The organism is Streptomyces sp. BR1 (assembly GCF_052373795.1).
Lineage (GTDB): Bacteria > Actinomycetota > Actinomycetes > Streptomycetales > Streptomycetaceae > Streptomyces.
Window position 1 is genome coordinate 21075 of the sequence record NZ_CM126252.1, and the last position, 14269, is coordinate 35343.

Annotated in this window: 17 protein-coding genes; 7 read left to right on the top strand and 10 right to left on the bottom strand. The window is 69.9% G+C overall.

Going from position 1 to position 14269, the window contains the following annotated elements; translation table 11 throughout:
• Window positions 1–26 precede the first annotated feature (26 nt).
• Window positions 27–794 carry a maleylpyruvate isomerase family mycothiol-dependent enzyme gene (locus tag ACT1U9_RS00110; protein ID WP_444536284.1) on the top strand — a complete coding sequence of 256 codons (768 nt, stop codon included), beginning with the start codon at window positions 27–29 and terminating at the stop codon, window positions 792–794.
• A gap of 35 nt (window positions 795–829) precedes the next feature.
• On the opposite strand, the gene ACT1U9_RS00115 is transcribed toward ACT1U9_RS00110, so the two are convergent.
• Both ACT1U9_RS00115 and ACT1U9_RS00120 read right to left on the bottom strand, forming a co-directional pair.
• Entirely contained in the window at window positions 830–1132 is a 303-nt protein-coding gene (locus tag ACT1U9_RS00115; protein ID WP_444536285.1) for a hypothetical protein, read from the bottom strand.
• 219 nt (window positions 1133–1351) lie between these two features.
• Window positions 1352–2368, bottom strand: coding sequence for a hypothetical protein (locus ACT1U9_RS00120; RefSeq protein ID WP_444536286.1), 1017 nt, complete (start codon window positions 2366–2368; stop codon window positions 1352–1354).
• A gap of 315 nt (window positions 2369–2683) precedes the next feature.
• Between ACT1U9_RS00120 and ACT1U9_RS00125 the strand changes: the two genes are divergently transcribed.
• Window positions 2684–3763 (top strand): glycosyltransferase, encoded by a 1080-nt coding sequence (locus ACT1U9_RS00125; RefSeq protein WP_444536287.1) that lies wholly within the window; start codon window positions 2684–2686, stop codon window positions 3761–3763.
• A 10-nt stretch (window positions 3764–3773) separates the two neighbouring features.
• Here ACT1U9_RS00125 and ACT1U9_RS00130 read toward each other — a convergent pair whose 3' ends face one another.
• Window positions 3774–4436, bottom strand: coding sequence for a peptidylprolyl isomerase (locus ACT1U9_RS00130; protein WP_444536288.1), 663 nt, complete (start codon window positions 4434–4436; stop codon window positions 3774–3776).
• A gap of 196 nt (window positions 4437–4632) precedes the next feature.
• Between ACT1U9_RS00130 and ACT1U9_RS00135 the strand changes: the two genes are divergently transcribed.
• Window positions 4633–5544 carry a hypothetical protein gene (locus ACT1U9_RS00135; RefSeq protein ID WP_444536289.1) on the top strand — a complete coding sequence of 304 codons (912 nt, stop codon included), beginning with the start codon at window positions 4633–4635 and terminating at the stop codon, window positions 5542–5544.
• A gap of 89 nt (window positions 5545–5633) precedes the next feature.
• Here ACT1U9_RS00135 and ACT1U9_RS00140 read toward each other — a convergent pair whose 3' ends face one another.
• The 5 genes from ACT1U9_RS00140 to ACT1U9_RS00160 form a co-directional block, all read right to left on the bottom strand.
• The gene (locus ACT1U9_RS00140; protein WP_188271898.1) at window positions 5634–6008 is read right to left on the bottom strand and encodes a toxin Doc; all 375 of its coding nucleotides are present in this window, start codon (window positions 6006–6008) and stop codon (window positions 5634–5636) included.
• Window positions 6008–6247: a hypothetical protein gene (locus ACT1U9_RS00145; RefSeq protein ID WP_188271897.1), complete on the bottom strand. Its 240-nt coding sequence runs from the start codon at window positions 6245–6247 to the stop codon at window positions 6008–6010. The genes ACT1U9_RS00140 and ACT1U9_RS00145 overlap by 1 nt, the downstream gene beginning before the upstream one ends.
• Before the next feature lie 68 nt (window positions 6248–6315).
• Window positions 6316–7041, bottom strand: a complete 726-nt coding sequence (locus ACT1U9_RS00150; RefSeq protein ID WP_444536290.1) for a tyrosine-protein phosphatase — start codon at window positions 7039–7041, stop codon at window positions 6316–6318.
• A 48-nt stretch (window positions 7042–7089) separates the two neighbouring features.
• Window positions 7090–7458, bottom strand: a complete 369-nt coding sequence (locus tag ACT1U9_RS00155) for a helix-turn-helix transcriptional regulator (RefSeq protein WP_444536291.1) — start codon at window positions 7456–7458, stop codon at window positions 7090–7092.
• On the bottom strand, window positions 7424–7591 hold the full coding sequence (locus ACT1U9_RS00160; RefSeq protein ID WP_444536292.1) for a WYL domain-containing protein: 168 nt from the start codon (window positions 7589–7591) through the stop codon (window positions 7424–7426). The genes ACT1U9_RS00155 and ACT1U9_RS00160 overlap by 35 nt, the downstream gene beginning before the upstream one ends.
• A 260-nt stretch (window positions 7592–7851) precedes the next feature.
• Here ACT1U9_RS00160 and ACT1U9_RS00165 point away from each other — a divergent pair, with 260 nt between their 5' ends.
• The 4 genes from ACT1U9_RS00165 to ACT1U9_RS00180 all read left to right on the top strand — a co-directional run bounded on the left by ACT1U9_RS00165 (window position 7852) and on the right by ACT1U9_RS00180 (window position 11153).
• Window positions 7852–8319 carry a hypothetical protein gene (locus ACT1U9_RS00165; RefSeq protein WP_444539316.1) on the top strand — a complete coding sequence of 156 codons (468 nt, stop codon included), beginning with the start codon at window positions 7852–7854 and terminating at the stop codon, window positions 8317–8319.
• A gap of 107 nt (window positions 8320–8426) precedes the next feature.
• The gene (locus tag ACT1U9_RS00170) at window positions 8427–9215 is read left to right on the top strand and encodes an HAD family acid phosphatase (RefSeq protein ID WP_444536293.1); all 789 of its coding nucleotides are present in this window, start codon (window positions 8427–8429) and stop codon (window positions 9213–9215) included.
• A 216-nt stretch (window positions 9216–9431) separates the two neighbouring features.
• Entirely contained in the window at window positions 9432–10214 is a 783-nt protein-coding gene (locus ACT1U9_RS00175; protein ID WP_444536294.1) for a VOC family protein, read from the top strand.
• Between the two features lie 183 nt (window positions 10215–10397).
• A complete protein-coding gene (locus ACT1U9_RS00180; RefSeq protein WP_444536295.1) occupies window positions 10398–11153 on the top strand; it encodes a dienelactone hydrolase family protein in 756 nt (251 codons plus the stop codon).
• 66 nt (window positions 11154–11219) lie between these two features.
• Here ACT1U9_RS00180 and ACT1U9_RS00185 read toward each other — a convergent pair whose 3' ends face one another.
• Window positions 11220–12626, bottom strand: coding sequence for an FtsW/RodA/SpoVE family cell cycle protein (locus tag ACT1U9_RS00185; protein ID WP_444536296.1), 1407 nt, complete (start codon window positions 12624–12626; stop codon window positions 11220–11222).
• Window positions 12627–12765: 139 nt separating this feature from the next.
• Window positions 12766–14193, bottom strand: coding sequence for a M1 family metallopeptidase (locus tag ACT1U9_RS00190; protein WP_444536297.1), 1428 nt, complete (start codon window positions 14191–14193; stop codon window positions 12766–12768).
• Between the last annotated feature and the right edge of the window lie 76 nt (window positions 14194–14269).

Sequence of the window (14269 nt, forward strand, 5' to 3'; positions counted from 1 at the left end):
TCGGTACGCCAGGAAGGCATATCAGGATGAACACAGTCGATCAGCCCGACCACAGCGCGGCCGTCGCGGCGGAGACCGCCCGGTTCGTGGGCCTGGTCAAGGGTGCCGACCTGACGGCTCCGGTGCCCACCTGCCCCGGCTGGACGCTGGCCGACCTGATCAAGCACACCGGCAGCGTCCAGCGGTGGTTCTCGGTACTGCTGCGCCAGCGCGTCCAGGAGCGGCCGACCAGCCGCGATGTGGATCTGCAGCTGCCGGAGCAGGTGGACGGGTACGCCGACTGGCTGACGGCGAGCGCCGCCGTGGCGGCGGACACGTTCGCGAGCGTCGACCTGGACGCGCCGATGTGGGTCTGGGGCGCCGACGGCCACGCCCGGTTCTGGGTGCGGCGGATGCTGTTCGAGACCCTGGTGCACCGCGTCGACGCCGAGCGGACGCTGGGGTTGGCGTCCACGATCGACCCCGCGCTCGCCCGGGACGGCGTCGACGAGTTCCTGGCCAACCTCCCCTTCGCCGCCTTCTTCGCGCCGAAGGTGGCCGAGCTGCGCGGCTCCGACCAGAGCATCCGCTTCCAGTGCGCCGACACCGGCGCCGAGTGGCTGGTGCAACTGCGGCCCGACGGGTTCGGCGTGGTCGCGGACAGCGCCGCGACGACGGCCGACGCGACGGTACGGGCGAACGCAGCGGATCTGCTGCTGCTCCTGTACCGCCGCGTCGACCGCTCGGCCGAGATGATCGAGAGCACCGGAGACGCGGAACTGCTCGACCACTGGTTCACCAACTCGGCGTTCTGACACGGGAGTTGTGACGACGGAGTTCTGACGGAGTACTACGCGCCGCCGCCGCTCACACCCGGCGCCACGAAGCGGCGGTGCAGCGGGATGAACTGCGTCTCCGGCTCACCGGCGATCCCGGCCTTCTGCACGGCGGCCGCGAGGCGTTCGGCGAAGAAGTTCTCGAAGTCCTTCTGCGCGTCCCACACGTCGACCACATGCAGTGCGCCGGCGTCGAACCACGCCACGTGCAGGGAGGCCCCGTCCGGGGTCTCCTCCTCCCACTTCACCTCCGCACGCACGGCGTCGTACTGCTCGGGCTTGACCCCGGCCCACTTCATCGACATCACAACAGACATGAACGTTCCCCTATCTCTCGTCTCTCGGACTGCCGCCCACCGAGGTTTTCGGCCAACTCCTCCGGCCAATTCCTCCGGCACAGCGTGCCGCGTGGCGAGAATCCGCCGAAGGGCGTGCGGCAGCATGCGCGGGCGCACGCGCCCGAGCCGTACGTGGTGACCGTCGACAGCGGGTGTGTGCCATGGGTTCCACGGCACACACCCGCTGTTCCCGACGGCTCAGGAGGTTCGGGCGGCTCCTGTCCTGCGTGGGGCGCCGCTGCGTAGCGAACCCGGTACGGGCGTAGCCAGTTGGGTCCAGCCTTCGGCCCAGGTGAAGTTCATGCCGGTCACGTCGCCGTGCGTCTGCCAGACCGTTCCGTCGGTGGTCACCACCTTGATCCAGGCGTCGTTGTCCTGTTCGGTGATGGAGATGCCGCAGACGTTGGCGGGGTAGTGGGGGTTGTCGGCGTTGGTCAGGTCCGTCCAGACGATCGTCCCACCGGGGGTGCTCTGCCGCCCTGCGTACGCCTTCCCGTTGATGAGGACGGCGGTGAAGTCCTCCGTGGCGGAGGGCTCGATGCCGTCGATGGCGGTGCAGGGGCCGGTCGCACCGGTAGCGCCTGTGGCTCCGGTCGCGCCAGTGGCGCCGGTGGCTCCGGTGGCACCCGTCGCGCCAGTAGCACCAGTAGCACCAGTAGCACCAGTAGCCCCGGTAGCGCCCGTAGCACCTGTCGCCCCAGTAGCTCCCGTGGCCCCGGTCGCACCCGTCGCGCCAGTGGCGCCGGTCTTACCAGCGGGTCCAGTGGCGCCGGTCGCACCCGTAGCGCCCGTCGCCCCGGTCTCACCGGTGGGCCCTGTGTCACCGGTGGCTCCCGTATCACCCGTCGGGCCGGTCGGACCCGATGGTCCGGGAGGACCTGTCGGACCGGTGTCACCCTTGGGGCCGGGGGGACCCGTCGGACCGGGCGGGCCCTTCGGGCCCATGCCCTTGCAGTGATCGTGATCGTCGCCACCGCCGCCGCCCGGACGGGCGCCCGGTGTGCCCGCCTTCCTGTCCGGCTTCGGCTTGCAGTGGTCGTCGCCGCCACCGGCGGGCTGCGCCACGGGGGCGCCGGCGCCCTGGGTCGAGGCCACCGCCGGGCTCGCCACACCCGCCAGCAGCATGGCCAGGGACGCCAGAGCGCCACCGGCGAGCCATCTGCCCCGGCGGGGAAGCGGTCCGAGCCGCGACCTTGTCGTGTGATCAGGAGCCATATCCCATTACTCCTAGATGAGGCTTCTACGGGCGTTATCCAACGCCTCCGGGAACATCCCCGCTGACGCCCCGTCGACCACAGATCCCGGGCAGACACGCCCGTTTATCAGTACATCGGACCAACAAACACCATCGAGCGGAGTAACGCGCCGCCCCTCGGACGCTCATCACTACGCCGACCGAGGTCCATCGCCGACGACTCCGCGCACACGGCGACCCGGCGTCCCCGCCCTCATGCCACAGTGGGCCGCCGCGAAACGAAGGGTGTGAGGGACATGAAGGATGCCGTGCAGCAGCCGTCCATTTGCCTTTGCATGATCGTCAAGAACGAGGCGCGCGTCATCGAGCGCTGTCTGGCGTCCGTACGCGATCTCGTGGACACCTGGGTCATCTCCGACACCGGCTCGACCGACGGCACCCAGGACCTGATCCGCGCGGCCCTCGACGGCGTCCCGGGCGAACTGCACGAGGAACCCTGGGTGAACTTCGGCCACAACCGCAGCCTCAACATCGCGCACGCGCGCGGCAAGGCCGACTACCTTCTGCTCCTCGACGCCGACCTGGTCATCCGCCGCGACGGCCCGCTCCCCGAGCTCACCGCGGACGCGTACATGCTGCGCCACGAGGGCCACACCTCGTACCGCATCAAGCGCCTGGTGCGCGCGGACCTCGACTGGCGCTACGAAGGTGTCACCCATGAGTACCTGACCTGCGACGGGAGCTCCGGGCAGCAGCACCTCGACGCGCTGACCATCCAGGACTTCGCCGACGGCGGCTCGCGCCACGACAAGTTCGAGCGCGACGCCCGGCTCCTCGGCGCGGAGCTTGAGCGCGATCCCGACAACGCCCGCACGGTCTTCTATCTGGCCCAGACGATGCGCGACATGGGCCGCACGGAGGAGGCCATCGCCCTCTACCAGCGCCGGGCGGACATGGGCGGCTGGGCGGAGGAGGTGTACTGCGCGCAGTTGCAGGTGGGTGTCCTGCGGGCCGAGAGCGGTGACTGGTCGGGCGCGATGGACGCTCTCGTACGGGCCTGGGAAGCCCGCCCGGAACGGCTGGAGGCCTGTTACGAGTTGACTTCCCGGCTCCGCACGCGGGGCCACCACCAGTCGGCCCACGCCTTCGCCGTGGCGGGCCTGGACCGCGCCGCCCCGGACGACATCCTGTTCACGCAGCCGTGGGTCTACCGGTGGGGCCTGCTCTTCGAGTTCTCGATCACGGCGTACTGGACCGGGGACTACGCGGGCTCCCTGCGGGCCTGCGACCGTCTGCTCGCCCTGCCCGACCTGCCGGAGAACTACCGGCAGCAGACCGAGGCCAACCGACAGTTCGCCGTCGCCGCCGAGAAGGCCCGCGCCAACACGGCCCCGGTCCCCGCGGCTCCCTCCTGACCAGGGCGTACTACCTGTTCTTGATCTGTACGCGCTTGATGTTCACCGGCAGATTGGGGAATCCGTCGCCAGGGTTGTTCTGGTCGTCCTCGCCACCCGCCGCGATCTTCTGCAGCACGTCGAGACCGGCCGTCACCCGGCCGAACGGCGTGTAGGCGGGCGAGAGTTTGGTGTCCTTCCAGACGAAGAAGAACTGGCTGCCGTTGGTGTTGGGCCCGGCGTTGGCCATCGCCACCGTCCCGGCCGGATAGGTGGCGCCGGTCAGGTTCTCGTCGGGGAAGGAGTAGCCGGGCCCGCCGCTCCCGGTGCCCGTCGGGTCGCCGCACTGCAGCACGTAGATGCGCGCGGTGGTGAGCCGGTGGCAGTGCGAGCGGTTGAAGTAGTCGCGCTGGGCGAGGAACTTGAAGGAGTACGTGGTGCACGGGGCCTTGTCGGTCAGCGCCTGGAAGGTGATCGCGCCCTGGCTGGTACGGAGGGTGGCGCTGTAGGGCTTGGCGGCCTTGACCGGGTCGAAGACCGGGATCCCCTTGAAGTTGTCGGCGGGGACGGCCGCCGTATAAGTGCAGGCCGGCGCCGGGGCGGGCGCGGCCTTGGTGTCGGCCGCCGCGTGCACGGCGGTGCCGAGCGGCAGCAGAGCAGCGGCGGCGAGCAGGGCGCTTAACTTACGGAGCACGGGACGGTTCCCTTCGGAGCGACACCGGACGGATGTGTCATGGCCGCCTCATCCTGCCCGCTCCCCCGCGCACCATGCATCACCCCGGACACAGCCGATGCTCCGATCGGGCCCCGCCGCCCGCGTGGCTGACGGCCGGTCGGCCCGCGAGGTGGTGGCCTGGGTGATTGGGGGTTCGTACAACGACAGGAGTTTCATGCGCACCGCACTGCTACGACGCGGCGCCAGAGCCGCGGCCGTCACCGCTCTCGCCCTCGCCGGCGCGCTCGGCGGCATGGCGAACGCCGACGCCTCGCCCGGCGTCCGCCACCATCAAGGTCCGAAGCCCATCGACATCGGCATCGACACCTCGGGCATCCACGCCCAGGACGACGCCCGGGGCGGTCTGCGGACCTTCCGCGTCCACACCGACGACGCGAACGGCCGCCAGCTGCAACTTCTGCGCCCGCACCACGGGGTCACGCTGAAGAAGATCTTCGCCGATCTCGCCAAGGCCGTCAGCCGTATGCCGGTCCCGACGGCGCAGGGAATCTCGGCGCTGCGCGACGAGGCGGACGCGCCCGGCGGTGCTCTTGTCACCCGGAACGTGTCGGAGAGCTTCACCACGCGGGTCAAGCCCGGACGACTGGTCCTGCTCGACTTCAGTGCGTTCCTCAAGGACCCCGCGCACCCGGTGTTCCGCGTCATGCATCTGCACGACGGCAACCAGGGCAGCCTCCGCACCGACCACCGGGCCACGGTGATCACGCGCGAGACCCCGGCCGGGCCCCGCTTCGACGTCCGGGGCCTGCACGAGGCCAGGGACCCGATCCTGTTCCACAACGCGGCGGACGAGCTCCACGAGATGCAGCTCCAGCCGGTGAAGCCGGGCACCACCGACGCCCAGCTCCAGGCGTACTTCGACAAGATCGCGGCCGGAAAGCCCGCCACGGCACCGTTCACCGGACCCGCCCTCGGCCTCGGCGCCGTCTCCCCCGGCGGCACCGTCGTGCTGCGGGCCCACCACCTGCCGCCGGGCACGTACGCGCTGCTCTGCTTCATCCCGGACGACAAGAACGGTGTGCCGCACGCCTTCCTCGGGATGCACAAGGTGGTCGTGCTGCACTGACCCCGATCAACCGCGAGCGCCCGCTCCAGCAGGTCCTTCGGACCGGTTGCCGGAGCGGGCGCGCTGCTGTGCGGGGACAACCGGGCTCGTCAGAGCCGCCATTCGCGGATGCTGTCCGCCGCTTGGTAGACGGACGCCTTGCCCGCCTGGATGTCCCGTACGAGATCCACCAGGGCTCCGTACGGCGGGTCCATGCCTTCCCCGGACGCGTGCATATACGCGACCGCGACCTGGCACGCGTACAGCGAGTTGCGGTACGGCAGTGGTTGCAGCCGCACCAGGGTGTGGAGCAGCGCGGCGGCGCGCCAGGCGGGGTCGGGCTCGGCGGTGGTGGGGCGCGGGATGCGGGTCTTGTGGCGGGCCACTGCGGCGACGAGCGCGGAGTAGTCGGCGACCGAGACGTCCTCGGGGACGGCCTGTTCCTGGACATCGAGCAGCCAGGGCACATCGATGTACAGAGTCATCAGGCGGCCTGGCTCCCCTGCGGACGGTCGGCCGGGGGGACCTCTTCGGGGAAGGCCTCGTCGAACTGCTCCCGATGGGCCTCCCCCCAGGAGACGGCGTAGCGGACGAACTGACGGCGCTGGCGTTCGCGCAGGGGCAGGTCGTGCACATACTGCTTGAGCGACTTGCCCTCTGCGGCCGCGGCGGCGCGGACCTCCGCCAGCTCTTCGTCGGTGAACGTGATATTCAAGGACGGCATAGCCTGATGGTACCTAGTAGGTACCATCAGGTCCAGGCCACCTTGGCCGACGCCCGCCGATGTGGTACTCAGTCAAGGAGCCGGGCGCGCAGCCGCTCGATCAGGGCGTCGTCCACGCCGACGTGTTTGACCGCGTAGTCGTGCACCGAACCGTAGGTGTCGGTCAGGTCGGTGAGGAAGAGCCGGATGACCTCTTCGGGCGCCCGCCCGTATCCGGGCCAGTTGAGCGCCCGCCCAGGGTTGGCGGCCCGCCAGTCCGCGATCAGCCGGTCGGTGGCCAGTTCGGTGAGGGCGAAGTCCGCGGCGATGGTGTCCTCGTCCACCCCCAGGAGCGAGAGCACGAGGGCCGCGAGCAGGCCGGTGCGGTCCTTGCCCGAGGCGCAATGGAACACCTGCGGCCCGCTCTCGTCGGCGATGGCCTCCAGCGCCTGCCGCAGCTCCTCGGCCCCGTCGAGAGCGACCTCCGCGTACCGGTCGGCGAGGAAGCGCCAGGGGTCGAGCACCGGGTCGATCTCCGCCTGGTCGTAAGGGCGGTGCTCCACACTGAGGTTGAGATACCTGAACCCCTCAGCGTCGGGCACCCGGCCCTTGGCCTCGATCTCCCATGGATACCGAAGATCGATGACGGTACGTATCCCCAGGGCGAGGAAGCGGTCCCAGTCCGCGCCCTGGAGCTTGGCCAGCGAGTCGGACCGGTAGAGCCGGCCCCAGCGGACGGTGCGGCCGTCCGAGGTGCAATAGCCGCCGAGGTCACGGAAGTTGTGCAGGCGCTCGAAATCCAGGTGTCGTGTCATTCGGCACACCCTATGCACCGGCCTGCCACAACACCGCCGCACCCGGGGTCAGTCGGCGTGGAGGGCGGCGATCGCGCGGGCCGTCGCGGCCATCCGCTCGCGCAGCGCCACCGGTTCGACGACCTCGATCTCCGGCCCCAGGGCCAGGAATTCGCGGCAGGTGTGGTCCAGTGACTCGATCGGCAGGACCGCGCGGGTCCAGCCGTCGGGCTCAAGCTCACCGGAGGCGTGCGGCGCCCGCGCCGCCGCGCCCGTCAGCCGGGCCGCGCCGACGGGTGAGACCCGCACGACGACGTCGGCGGTGTGCAGCCAGGAGTGGAACTGATCCTGATACGTCTGCCAGAACCCGGCCAGATCGAAGTCCTCGGAAACGGTGAACTCATCATCCAGGAGCCGCAGTTGAAGGATCTGGTCCACGCGGTCCGGGCGCCGCGACGACGTACCAGCGACCGGCCTTGAGCACCAGTCCGTACGGTTCGAGGCGCCGGTCCACTTCCGTGGGCTCCTTCCAGCGCCGGTAGCGCAGGTGCAGCGCGCGGCCGTTCCACACCGCCTCCGCGACCTCGGGCAGGAACGGGACCGGGTCGGCGTCCGCGTACCAGCCGGTGCGTCGAGGTGGAAGCGCGCCTGGATGCGGCCGGCCTGTTCGCGCAGCGCGGGCGGCAGCGCGGCGCGCACCTTCAGCTGGGCCGCCGCCAGCACCGAGCCGAGCCCGAGCTCGGCGGCGGGTCCCGGAGCGCCGGAGAGGAAGAGTGCCTCGGCCTCCTCCTGGCTGAGGCCGGTGAGGCGGGTGCGGTAGCCGTCGAGCAGTTGAAGTTCCTGACGACTCCGCCGCCGATCGAAGTGGGCGGGCGGCACTTCAAGCGCTACCACGTCACCGCCGATCCGGCGGGTATCTCCCCCGAGGTCGAGAAGGCGGCCTGCGCGGTGCTGCCACAGCTGCTGCCCGAGGCAGACGGCACACCGGCGGCCGGATTCCTGGTGCTGCACAAGGGTGGCGACACCGGTGCCTACCTCAACGTGTACAGCTGGGTGTGGGACAACGTGCTGCACTTCCGCGGTGCGGCGGCGGGCCAGCCGGCGCTCGACTGCCCGGACCTGGACCCGACGCACTTCGCCGTGCAGAGCAGGCCGTGGATCGGCTGCGTCTGGGAGCTGCCACCCGTCGCCCATGAGCGCGACGCCTGGGTCAGACACATGCTGGCACCCGAGGAGCCGGACCTGGCCGCCTACCTCACCGACTCACTGCCCGAGGGCACCACGGGCGGCCGCGCGTGAACGGATTCGACTTCTTCATCGACGAGGGGAAAGCGGTCAACCACACGGTAAAGAGTTGACCAAACCCCCTGGCGGGGCGATGTGTGATGCGCGTAGATATGAGGCTCATGCGCACCCTCACCAAAACCGCAGCCACTGCTGCCGCCCTCGCCGTGACCGGCGCCGCTCTGTACGGCGCCGGTGCGGCCTCCGCCGGGAACAGCACGCCGAAGAGCGACAAGGAGATCCCGAACATCACCAAGGTCGAGGAGAAGATCGACGCCTACTACGGGGGCGCCGCCGACTCCACCGGGGCCTACCAGGCCTCCCCGACCAGCAACTACGCCAAGCAGGTCGCCGCGATCGAGGCCCGCGCCAAGCGCCAGATAACCCGCGCCGCCGAGCACCCCGGGCACGACGGCCGCAAGCCCGCCATCGTGCTCGACGTCGACGACACGACGCTGCTCACGTACGACTACGAGAAGAAGAACGGCTTCGCGTACAACGCCACCGCGTTCAACGCGTATGTCCAGAACGCCCGTTCCATCGCGGTGTTCGGCATGCCCGAGCTGGTCAACTACGCGGCCAAGAAGGGTGTGACGGTCTTCTTCCTGACCGGTCGCGACGTCTCCCAGCGCGACGCGAGCGCCGCCAACCTCACCAGGGCGGGCTACGCGGTTCCGGTCGACACCGCGCACTTCTTCCTGAAGGACAAGACCAACCCGCCGGCGTACCTGAGCTGCGGCAAGCCCAAGTGGACGTGTTCCACGGTCGACTACAAGTCGGGCACCCGCAAGCACATCGAGGACATGGGCTACAACATCGTCGCCAACATGGGCGACCAGTACACCGACCTCGCGGGTGGCTACGCCGACAAGACGTACAAGATCCCGAACCCGATGTACTTCCTGCCGTAGTCCTCATCCTGTTCTTGCTCTGATCCGGCCGGGGTCGGGACGCGCGCCGTCGTCGCGTGTCCCGGCCCCGGCCGTGGCGCATCTCCTCCCGCGCCCCACCGCCACTGCCACCGTCCGGGTGAAACCCTGACCCGCCCAGCCCGGTAATCATCCCGGCGGGCCGTGCGATCGGCATCGTGGCAGGCGTCTTCGTACCGGAACCGCAGGAGGAAACGCATGCTCGGCACCGATTTCCGCACCGGCTCGCCCAACTGGATCGACCTCGGCAGCCCCGACACGACCCGGGCCGCCGCGTTCTACGGCGCGGTCTTCGGGTGGGACTTCGTCTCGGCCGGGCCTGACAGCGGCGGGTACGGGTTCTTCCAGCTGGGCGGCAAGACCGTGGGGGCGCTCGGCCCGCTGTCGGAGGAGGGCGCCAAGTCGGCCTGGACGACGTATTTCCAGAGCGACGACATCCAGGCCACCGCACGCGATGTGGTCGCCGCGGGCGGTGCCGTGCGGGCCGAGCCCATGGACGTGATGGGCGAGGGGTGGCTGGCCCAGTTCACCGACCCGCAGGGCGCGCGGTTCGCGGTGTGGCAGCCCGGGAAGACCAAGGGCCTGGAGAAGACGTCCGAGGACAACACCCTGGTGTGGACGGAGCTGCACGCTCCGGACCCGGTCCGCGCCATCGACTTCTACAACGGCCTGTTCGGCTGGCGGACCGAGGAGATGCAGACACCGGGGATGGTCTACCGGGTGCTCAGCATCAAGGACGGCGACCAGCGGGAAGCCTCCTTCGGCGGGGTGGCCGCGCTCCAGGAGGGGCAGCGGGAGCCGAGCTGGGTGCCGTACTTCGCCGTCGCCGACGCCGATGTCATCGCGACCAAGGTGCAGGAGAACAGCGGATCGGTGCTCATGCCGGCCGCCGACGTGCCCGACGTGGGCCGCATCGCCTGGCTCGCCGACCCGTACGGCGCGGTGTTCGCCATCCTGAAGCCGAACCCGCGACAGGGCTGAGCCCGAAGCGGCGGAACGCCGAAAGCCGTGGACCGGCAGGTCAGCTGCCGGTCCACGGCTTTCTGGCCAAGCTGTATATGACGGGCCGTCAAAGACGTGACAAAGGTCAACTGCGATGCCTTGATGCCGTGTTGGTCGCCTATCCTGCCAGGAGGATTCATCAGGGTTGAAGGAGAATTCACCATGGCCACCGTGCACGGAACCGATATCGACATCCCCACCCCGGACGGCATCGCCGACGCCTATCTCACCCACCCCGACGACGGCGCCCCGCACCCGGCGGTCCTGCTCTACATGGACGCGTTCGGGCTGCGCCCCCACCTCAAGAAGATGGCGGACCGCATAGCCGCGGCCGGATACACCGTGCTGCTGCCCAACCTCTTCTACCGTGGCGGCCGTGCGCCGCTGTTCGAGCTGCCCGAGTTCATCGACCCGGCGGAGCGCCCCAACCTCTTCGAGTCGATCACCCCGTTCATCTTCGCCCTCACCCCCGAGCTGGCCATGAGTGACGCGGAGGCCTACCTCTCGTGGCTCGCCGCGTCGCCCCTGACCACCGACGGACCGGCGGGTGTCACCGGCTACTGCATGGGCGGCAACATCGCCCTGCGCACCGCGGGCACCCACCCCACCCGCGTCGCGGCCGCCGCCTGTTTCCATGGCGGACGGCTGGCCAACGACGCCCCCGACAGCCCCCACTTGCTCGCCGGGAACATCACCGCCGAGCTGTACTTCGGCCACGCGGACCAGGACGGGGGCAACCCGGCGGAGCAGATCGACCACCTGGAGAAGACCCTCACGGCGGCGGGTGTCCGCCACAGCGGCGGCATCTACCCGGGCGCCCAGCACGGGTTCACGCAGGCCGACACCTCCGCGTACGACGCGGAGGCGGACAAGCGCCACTGGGAGGACCTGCTGGCGCTGTTCGCCCGCACACTCTGACGGAACGTCAGACAGAGAACACCGGGCGGGGAACTCGCAAAGCAGCCGAGGCCCCGCCCGGACCCGTCAACCCGTCGGCTGAACCGCCCGCGTGAGGATCGTGGCGTTCCCCTCCGGCTGGGTCGAAGCCCGTCCCGCGCTGTCGCTGACCTTGAGCAGCAGCGCCACAAGAAGCCAGTTGGCGACGGACGAGGAACCGCCCTGGGCCAGGAACGGCAGGGCCTTGCCGGTGAGCGGGATCAGTCCGGTGACGCCGCCCGCGACCACGAACACCTGGAGCGCGATGGTGGTGGCCAGGCCCAGGGCCAGGAGCTTGCCGAACGGGTCGGTGGTCGCCAGCGCGGTGCGCAGTCCGCGCTCCACCAGCAGGACGTACAGCATCAGGACGAGGATCACTCCGGCCGAGCCGAGCTCCTCGCCGATGGTGGTGAGGATGAAGTCGCTGCGCCCGGCGAACCCGATCAGCCAGGGCTCGCCCCGGCCGAGTCCGGTGCCGGTGAGCCCGCCGTGGCCGAAGCTGAACATCGCCTGCGCGGCCTGGTCGGAGACGAGGCCCGCCGGGCGCCGGTCGGGCGGGAGATAGATGTCGAAGGGGTGCAGCCAGGCCACCACGCGGCCGTGGACGTGCGGTTCCAGCGACCCGACGACCACCGCGCCCACGGCGGCCATCACCACGCCGAAGATCACCCAACTGGTGCGCTCGGTGGCCGCGTAGAGCATGAGCACGAACACGCCGAAGAAGATCAGCGAGGTGCCCAGGTCGCGCTCGAAGACCAGGACCAGCAGGCTGAGCACCCACACCGCGATGACCGGTCCGGCGTTGCGGCCACGGGGCAGGCTGATGCCCGCGACCTTGCGTCCGGCCAGGGCCAGCGCGTCCCGGTTGACGGTGAGGTATCCCGCGAAGAACACCACGATGCTGATCTTCACGAACTCACCGGGCTGGAACGACACCGGCCCCAGGAAGATCCAGCGCTTGGCGCCGTAGGTGTCCCCGGGGAAGAACGCCGGGGCCATCAGGAGCAGCAGGGCCGTCGCCATGACCACATACGTATAGCGCTGGAGCACCCGGTGGTGGTTGAGGGCGACGATGATCGCGATCAGCACACCGACCCCGACGGCCGTCCACATGACCTGTCCGGGCGCGGCGGAGGTGGCGTGGTAGTGGGTCTTGTACGAGTCGTCGAGCCGGTCGATCACCACCAGACCCAGACCACTGAGCATCACGGTGACCGGCAGGATCAGCGGGTCGGCGTAGCGGGCGAAGCGCCGTACCGCGAGGTGCGCGGTGAGCGCGAGCGCGCCCAGGCCGAGGCTGTAGCCCCAGAACCCGGAGGGCAGCGAGTCGTGCATGGCCAGACCCACCGAGGCGTGGCCGAACATCGCGATGAGGACGGCGAGGACGACCAGCACCAGTTCGGTGTTGCGGCGCCTGGCCGTCCAACCGCGTACGCCCGCGCCGCTGTTCGGCATGTTCACTCGTCCCCCGGCCCGGTGTGTCAGCACCCGTTCACGGAGTGGTCCGCGAAGCGAATGACTTGCATAGTTGCGCAATATAGCAAGAATGTGGAGAGGTGTGCTCCGCCGGTGCGAGCGTACGGCGGTGCGCCGGTCACTCGTCGCTCGGCAGCGGCGGCAGTCGCTTCTCGTACAGCCACGGGTGGAAGAAATCAATCAGGCTGCGGCCCGCATGGCGTTCGGCGAGGGCGATGAATTCATCGGTCCCGGCGTTGCGATGGCGGTATTCGGTCGCCCACGCCCGCAGCGTCGCGAAGAACCGCTCGTCGCCGATCGTGGTGCGCAGCGCGTGGAGGGTGCAGGCGCCCCGCGAGTACACCCGCTCGTCGAAGAGCTTGGCCGGACCCGGGTCGCCGATCCGTACCCGCTGGCTGTCGTCGGCGAGGTCGGCCCAGTTCGCCGCCGCGCACTCGTCGGCGTCGGCGTCACCGCACTCTTCCGACCACAGCCACTCGCAGTAGGTGGCGAAACCCTCGTTCAGCCAGATGTGCCGCCACTCGGTGAGTGAGACGCTGTTGCCGAACCAGTGGTGGGCGAGCTCATGGGCGACCAGGTGTTCGCTGCCGCGCTTGCCGTCCAGGTGGTTGACGCCGAAGAGGGAGTACGTCTGGTTCTCCACCGGCTGGTCCAGCTCGGCCTCCACCACGACCGATCCGTACACCTCGAAGGGATACGGACCGAAGTGGCGCTCGAAGAGCCGCATCATCTGGGGCTGGCGTCCGAAGTCGTGCGCGAAGGCCGCCGCCTTGCGGGGCGGGTAGGCGTTGCGGATCGGCACCGGGCCGCCGTGCTGCTCGCTGAAGGCGAACCGGCCGATGTTGAGCGTCGCCAGATAGCTGGCCATCGGCCTGCGGTGTTCATACGTCCACGTCGAATGCCCCGCCTTCGCCGGGCTGCGCTCGCTCAGCGTCCCGTTGGCGACCACCTGATGCCCGTCGGGAACCGTCACCGCCATGCGGTACGCGGCCTTGCTGCCGGGGCGGTCGTTGCAGGGGAACCAGGAGGACGCCCCCAACGGCTGGCTGGCCACCAGGACACCGGTCGGGGTGTAGTCCCAGCCGATGTCGCCGTACGGGGTGCGCAGCGGCCGGGGTTTGCCCGAGTAGCGCACCTCGGCGGTGAACGACCGCCCGGGCCGCAGCCCGCTCGGCGCGTCGATCCACAGCTTGCCCCGCCGGTGCCGGAACCGGGTACTCACCCCGTCCAGGCTCACCGCGCTCACCCCGAGCGCGGCCGACAGGTCGAGGCCGATGCGCTCGACGGCCGCCTCGGCGGTGGCGGTCACCCGCGCGAGACCGGTCAGGGTGCGCTGCGACGGAAGGTAGGACAGTCGCAGGTCGTACGCGGTGGGGTGGAACGCGGGGTCGCCGTGGCGGGGGAAGTAGTGGCCGGTCGCCTGGGCGCGGCGCTCTTCCGCCTGGGTCACTCCGTCGGCGTCCATCCGGTCTCCACCCGTCGATGCGGCGTACACAGGGAGCGACAGCGCGCCGGTGACGAACGCCCGGCGAGTCCAGCCACACACGGTTTTGTCTCCTTGAGGAGTCTCAGGGGTCCGAGGGGCCCGCCCGCGGTGTGCGGGCAGGCCCCCTGACGGGGCG